The organism is Microbulbifer variabilis, from assembly GCF_020524905.1.
Classification (GTDB): Bacteria; Pseudomonadota; Gammaproteobacteria; order Pseudomonadales; family Cellvibrionaceae; genus Microbulbifer; species Microbulbifer variabilis_A.
Map to the genome: position 1 here is coordinate 1 of NZ_JAIVKI010000040.1, position 7,085 is coordinate 7,085.

Genomic DNA, 7,085 nt, shown 5'->3' on the forward strand with positions numbered 1-7,085 from the left:
TCCAGCTTTCCAGGGTCGCTGCATCATGAGCGGTAATTGTGAAAACGTCAGGAGTATCCATGGGGCAAGTATACGCGAACTCAAATTACGTAACCTTATTTTCCGCATGGACCACTAGCAAGCACCTTTGGAAATTCACTTATTGTGGAGTGAAGTATATTGATACTAGTCGCACCCAGGAAAATTCAAAGGTTTTTATGTCTGACTATATTCTACGAAGACCATGCTCCAAATTTTGTATTAACTCAACAACATCAAAATTGGCGACATTGTAGTCACAAATATAGCTTATGTTATACGGACTTGACTCCGCTGCCGTGGATAGTACAAATTATCACCGTATTTTCCCTTAAAAAAAGGACAACATGGGTAGCCCACCATAAACTTACTGACAATACCCACTGCACTCCTCAATAGAAATCTCTGCCATAGTTTTGAGGGTCGCCCCAAAAAACATTACACAACAAATACACCCTGCCTACATGCCATAGTGTCGTTTCTTCGATTTTGTGTACATCAGCCAGATTAGATACGTCTGCCTGTACACAAATGCACTCCTCACCATACTCTTTCCCGTGGCCAGAAGTCAGCCAAGATTATAACTACCGGTACTAACTTTCTCTATCTATTGGTCAGGGCAATTGCTAGACCCATACTACTCCCCACGCCGTTAACTACTGTAGTTTTCCGAAAAAATCCATACGATCTTAATTTTTTCACCAATTAATTCGCACTAGTTATAGATGTATTGCGTTGTCAACATTACTAATGCATGCAGAATTTCCTTGCTCCTATTATCTAATTAGACAGTAGAGAGGAAAATAGAGCCCAGCAAACAGATAGTTCAACACGCCTACCAAGAAATATCGATAGGCTATTTATTACGATATCATGAAGAGGGCTGCCAATTAATCATTGGCTGATGATCCTCTTCATCACACAACCAAATAACTGCTCGAACTCCAGGCCAAAGGTGTGCCTCTGGATCGACAAGTTTTTCCCAATCGCTCGCATGGAAAACGTCCCCCCATAGGCGAAACTGTTCTAGCAGATCACTCCAACTAGGCATAGAGAGTTTTAGATGCTCACTGGTACCGTCATCAGTCTCCATCCACAACTCAAAGCTACCATCTACCTGCTTTAATTTAGACACCCTCCCTTGCCAAGAGGTTAGCTTGTTCCTATCACAAGTAACGTAATCCGGTACAGCAAGCCGCTGAGCTTCCGTACCGATACTCGGCAAACTCAGAGCACAAAGAATTAAGATAAATCGAATGTTTCTCATAAGGCAAAATATATCGGGGGGAGATCCCCCCGATTACCCTTTATAGTCCGCGATAAGTCGCGCTTTGCTCGTCTGCTCGCGTAGCCTGTCCTTCCGTAAACTCATACATGCAGCTATCGTCCGTGTAATCCATAAAGTTTGTCACCGGGTCCAGCCCATCAGCATTTCTTCCCCGTGTACAGGAATCCCGACCTATCGGACAGCCGTAGGCCGCGGACCTTTCTGCAGGAGTATCTGAAACATAGTCCCCCCTGCCTCCACATCCCCCTTGGAAAGTATGGTAAAGACCCAACCAGTGACCAACTTCATGAGTCAAAGTATCACCTTCATTGTAAGGTGCCGCATCACCACCAGGCACCGATCCGGTTAAAATCACCACCCCATCATCGAAAGGATCAGAGGCATAGCTGCTTGGAAAAGTTGCCCACCCCAACAAACCGTCACTAATTTCAGCTACATAAATATTTAAATCCCCAGCATCACCTACGCGCAAAGAATTTTTCATATTACTCTCTGCGGAGGAACCATAACCCACGTTATACCAAGAATTGTTAGCCGTTACCGAGGTAGAAACTAGATTAAAAGTGAAAGGGGTATTTGCATATGCATTATTCAGCACATCCATTTGTGCATTGATAACATTACTGGGGAGTGATCCATTATTGGAAGAATCAGTAATTACATGGAAGTACACATCAATACTAACGGAGCCATTCGGTCGTAATGTGTGGCCTCCATCAGCAACAGCTGATTTCTGTCGCAAAGCAGTAAAGTGCTGCTCTTTCAGCGCAGCCTCCTGAATAGATGGATGCTGAGTACCACAGTGCTTATATTTTGCTTTGCCATTACTACGCTCAATGTCTGAAATATTTTCAGCGAGACCAATAGCAGATGAAGTTAACAGACAAAGAGACAATACAGTTTTCATTGAAACTGAGAGAGCAGTCTTACTCATAACCTGGACCTTAAATTTATTATTGAAATTAGATACCCCAAACAGCCCGTCAACTTTCTACGCTTAAACCAACTACTGTCAATAGTACCAAATCGCAAAACTATAAGAATGACACTATTTCCTTTAAATCGGCACAAGGCTCAACAATTTGACGGAAATTAATCTCACTCCAAACCCTACAATAAAAAAATAACGCATTAAAAATGTATTAAAGACAGGAAAAATAGTTACACCTAAAAGCATATTGGGCCGTATAAAACAGTTACATATGAAAGTATATAAAACCATACAGCACGTATCGATCTGGCATCCTTACAGAAATAAAAGTAAAAGGCGATTGACAGACATATCTGAAGCGACCTATCTAAGAACTTAATATAGAAAAAAACAATCCTATTCTTGACCACTTAAACTCGAACACAGATACTTTCCGGCCATTTATCTTACACAAAGAACAAATTTAGAATTTAAGGTTTGACATTACAGATTCTAGTTCTAATCACCATTAAGCAGTAAAAGGCTAAACAATCCCTTTAGGTTCTAAATGGATATCGAGTTTAAATAATTCTTGCTTAAATATTAGTTAGAGATCTGCAGCCGAAGACAACATTTTTATACAGATCTCTCCTTATGACGCCTGTATATGAGCGACACTAACCATGTATAATCAGCAACCACCCGCATAGCGGGTGGTATGGTGAAAGCCCCCAGAGGGGGCTATTTACAACCCCGCCAGTTGCATCTGCTCTTGCCGGCGTTCTTCAACCTCTTGATTCTTGATGTACTCTCGTATCATCTGCTCATCAAGACCTACTGTACTCACGCAGTAGCCCCGAGCCCAAAAATGTCTTCCCGTGAAATTTCTTTGCACATGCTTGTACTTCCGAAATATCTGGATCGCAGATTTCCCTTTCAGAAACCCAACCGTATTGGAAACACTTAACCTTGGAGGAATCATTAACAACATATGAATGTGATCCCTCATTGCGTATCCCTCGACCAACTCAATGCCTTTTTGACGACATAAGTCTCGGAATATTGCTCCAATCTCACGTCTCAATGCCCCAAATAACGCTTTCTTTCGATACTTGGGCACAAATACCACATGGTACCTGCAATAATGTTTCACGTGAGCTTGGCACTGCCAATCTCGCATATGGCCTCCTTAAAGAACTTGCCGGTTCATGGAGGCCATATTTTCACTCTGCACGCCGGAACGGCAGAGCCTTGTCAAGTCTCACCGCCTGAGGCGGTGGTTTACCTATTTGTTAATTAAGCATATAAGAAGAAATTGATGTGTCGATAAAGATCTACAAGACTTTATGATTTAGCTTGATTATCAATGGCAACTTAATTGTCAACATCAATCGATCCAACCGTTCAACTTTCTTGCGGCTATGAAATCAGCAACCACCCGCATAGCGGGTGGTATGGTGAAAGCCCCCAGAGGGGGCTATTTACAACCCCGCCAGTTGCATCTGCTCTTGCCGGCGTTCTTCAACCTCTTGATTCTTGATGTACTCTCGAATCATCTGCTCATCAAGACCTACTGTACTCACGCAGTAGCCACGAGCCCAAAAATGTCTTCCTGTGAAATTTCTCTGCACATGCTTGTACTTCCGAAATATCTGGATCGCAGATTTCCCTTTCAGAAACTCAACCGTATCGGAAACACTTAACCTTGGAGGAATCATTAACAACATATGAATGTGATCCCTCATTGCGTATCCCTCGACCAACTCAATGCCTTTTTGACGACATAAGTCTCGGAATATTGCTCCAATCTCACGTCTCAATGCCCCAAATAACGCTTTCTTTCTATACTTGGGCACAAATACCACATGGTACCTGCAATAATGTTTCACGTGAGCTTGGCACTGCCAATCTCGCATATGGCCTCCTTAAAGAACTTGCCGGTTCATGGAGGCCATATTTTCACTCTGCACGCCGGAACGGCAGAGCCTTGTCAAGTCTCACCGCCTGAGGCGGTGGTTTACCTATTTGTTAATTAAGTGTAATCAAATCCTTGGATAAAGAAATTGAACTTCGCCATATAAAAAATTTCGACCTTAATAAAAAAATACATCTGATAATTTTTAATACAATAGCAAGAACCATAGGATTATTCACCCTAGAAACTAAAGCGATAATGAAGATAAAAATTGAAAAGGCTGAAGAAAATTTAAACCGATTTCGTGGTGAAACTCTACTTTTAGAAGAGTGCAAAGCAATTTCAAACTACTTGCTAATGGAAAATCCAAGGCATGAGAAAGCTCTAACATGCCTAGCAGAAGCGTATTACCAGGATACTTATCAGGGAGGCCTCTCCTTCCGTAAAATGAAGCTACTCAAAGGATACAAATGGATTTTAAAGGCTATCGCTATAAATCCTAAAAATGAAGAAGTAAGGTCTTTACAGGCGCTTTACATTGTTTATCTGTTAAGCCCTTCGAAAGCAGAATATTTATTAAAGGGCATCGATAACTGGAGAACAACCCTAGCATACGGCATGATTACTACAAAAAATGAGGATGCAGACGGACTTGAACTATACATGACAAGATCGATCAAAAATTGCCCCAAAAGTAGAAAAGCTTTTCTTGTTAATCATACCGGTGCTGCGTTATCTATGATAGGCCATAAAAAAAAGTCCATTCATTACTACGAGGAAGCAATCAATATTGATCCAGACTTTGCTTGGCCTTACTACAACTTAGGCCTTAGAGAGGAGGAAATTAGTAACGAAGATGCGGCAAATGAATATGCAAATAAAGAACTAGGGATCCTCTGAAAAATCAGCCTTTAGCCTTGCATCAGGCTTCCTACAACTAAAAATGCCTATTTTTTACTCGAAACTCTATTTTCTATACATAGTTATCTCCATTTTTTCTGCCTTAGATCCGCGTTTGGCGAATTTAAGGCACACTAACCCTAAGTCAGCAGATACTTTTTCCCAATTAGTAAGTTGGTAAAGCCAGCCAGCAGAAATAAGCGCTGAGTGTTTTTTTCTAAACTTCGATAGCGTACTTTGCCATACCCGAAAATATTTTTAATATATCGGAATGGGTGTACTACTTTTGCCCTAACCTGCGCCTTTATTTTTTCTACCTTGCGCAACTCAGTTCGGCACGGACGATGCTTCAGGCGACTACGCTTCTCTGCAATAAGCCACTCCACATCTTTAGATTTAAGCTCTTCTCGCTTTTCTGCACCCGTGTAGCCAGAATCCCCCCAAACTCGCTTCTCTTTACCATGCAGCAATTTGCCTGTTGCAGTAATGTCATGTTGGTTTGCGGCTGTTGTGTCGAGGCTATGTATGAGTCCGAGGGTGTCAGCTGTACCGATATGCATCTTCATCCCGAAATGCCACTGATTACCTTTTTTAGTTTGGTGTATTTCTGGGTCGCGCTTCTTCTTTTTGTTCTTAGTTGAAGTTGGAGCGGAGATAATAGTGGCATCTACAATGGTACCTTCACGCAGTGCCATGCCATTCTCAGCGAGGTGTTTACTAATTTCCCCAAATAGAGTTTTACTCAGCTGATTCGACTCTAATAAGTGGCGAAAGTTAAGAATCGTTGTCTCATCGGGAATTGGTCCGCTCAGAGTCAACCCGGCAAAGTTACGCATAGATTCAATCTCAAATAGCGCATCTTCCATAGCCGGATCACTGAGATTGTAAAACAACTGCATACAATGAATGCGCAGCATGACACTCAATGGATAAGGCTGCCGGCCACGCTTGCCCCGTGGATAACAAGGCGCTATTTGAGCTTCTAGTCGCTGCCATGGGATGAGGGCATTCATCTGAGAAAGAAACTTCTCTCGGCGAGTTATACGACGCTTGAGATTGTATTCTGCTTCGGCAAAGGTGACTTGGTGCATGATCTATCGTAGCCTTGACGGATAGCCTAATACTACCAAATTGACTGGGAATTATTCAGAGGTTCCCTAGCTAGAATGAAGTTTGAGTTCGCTTCAAATTTAGAGAACAGAACAAAATGATACCATCTTGCACATAAAAGCCCAACAAATTTTTCATCGCTATTTTCAAAGCATACAGTTAACTCTAACCAAGAGTAAATTATGTAGTAAAGATTCTTAGCTGCATTCATTTGCCAGAGAGAGATCATTAATAGTAAGGTTGTGTGCTCTAAATATGCTACACGACCTATTCTTATTTTTAATAATTTACACAGCATCTTGAGTTATTAACCCGGCGGATAAGTGGTTCATTATGCTGCATATTTAATTGAGCGGTGTTTAAAGTAGGAAGCTACACGTGCGGGCTTCTTTTGTAACATTCTCATGTGAGAAAGTACCTTGCTTTTCAGCTTCTCTCTCGTTCGTGCTGGCATCCCACTGTGAACGCCCGCTTTGAGATCACAATTCAAATATTCATCCGGGTTCAATTCAGGCGAATATGATGGTAAATAAAATACTTCTATTTCATCCTCATGCTCTACCAGCCAGGCTTTAACGACTCGTGCATGATGAACCCTAAGATTGTCCAGAATGAGATAAACTTTACGGCCTGCTGTTTTGATCAATCGTTTGAGAAAATCGATCAATTTGTCAGCATCCATGCTCCCTTCATAAATTTGAAACCGCACAGTTCCCTGATTTGTAACCGCAGAGATCATATTGAGTGAAGCATGTTTGGCATTCAGTCTCACAAAGGGGGTTTTCCCTTTTGCCGCATAGCCTCGCTCATGTTGGCAATCGCTGTGAATTCCTGTTTCGTCGCCCCAGTAAATCTCTGCATCTTCCCGTTTCGCACGCCGCTTAATGTTTGGATAGTCTTCTTCCAGCCACTTTTTAACGGCTTTAGGGTTTTGCTCATAGGCC

Annotated in this window: 7 protein-coding genes; 1 reads left to right on the top strand and 6 read right to left on the bottom strand. The window is 42.0% G+C overall.

Annotated features, from left to right (window positions below):
- Positions 1-889: 889 nt before the first annotated feature.
- From LC073_RS21195 to tnpA (LC073_RS21210), 4 genes are all read right to left on the bottom strand, one after another.
- Positions 890-1,153, bottom strand: a complete 264-nt coding sequence (locus LC073_RS21195) for a hypothetical protein (RefSeq protein ID WP_226649591.1) — start codon at positions 1,151-1,153, stop codon at positions 890-892.
- A 172-nt stretch (positions 1,154-1,325) separates the two neighbouring features.
- A complete protein-coding gene (locus tag LC073_RS21200; RefSeq protein ID WP_226649593.1) occupies positions 1,326-2,240 on the bottom strand; it encodes a zinc metalloprotease in 915 nt (304 codons plus the stop codon).
- Between the two features lie 721 nt (positions 2,241-2,961).
- The gene (gene tnpA / locus LC073_RS21205; RefSeq protein WP_226648093.1) at positions 2,962-3,396 is read right to left on the bottom strand and encodes an IS200/IS605 family transposase; all 435 of its coding nucleotides are present in this window, start codon (positions 3,394-3,396) and stop codon (positions 2,962-2,964) included.
- 301 nt (positions 3,397-3,697) lie between these two features.
- A complete protein-coding gene (gene tnpA, locus LC073_RS21210) occupies positions 3,698-4,132 on the bottom strand; it encodes an IS200/IS605 family transposase (RefSeq protein WP_226649594.1) in 435 nt (144 codons plus the stop codon).
- A gap of 134 nt (positions 4,133-4,266) precedes the next feature.
- Here tnpA (LC073_RS21210) and LC073_RS21215 point away from each other — a divergent pair, with 134 nt between their 5' ends.
- A complete protein-coding gene (locus LC073_RS21215) occupies positions 4,267-5,031 on the top strand; it encodes a tetratricopeptide repeat protein (protein ID WP_226649595.1) in 765 nt (254 codons plus the stop codon).
- Positions 5,032-5,171: 140 nt separating this feature from the next.
- Here LC073_RS21215 and LC073_RS21220 read toward each other — a convergent pair whose 3' ends face one another.
- Positions 5,172-6,122 carry an IS5 family transposase gene (locus LC073_RS21220; RefSeq protein ID WP_226649597.1) on the bottom strand — a complete coding sequence of 317 codons (951 nt, stop codon included), beginning with the start codon at positions 6,120-6,122 and terminating at the stop codon, positions 5,172-5,174.
- Positions 6,123-6,472: 350 nt separating this feature from the next.
- Positions 6,473-7,085 (bottom strand): IS630 family transposase (locus LC073_RS21225; RefSeq protein WP_226649599.1); only part of this gene is annotated, 613 nt, incomplete at its 5' end.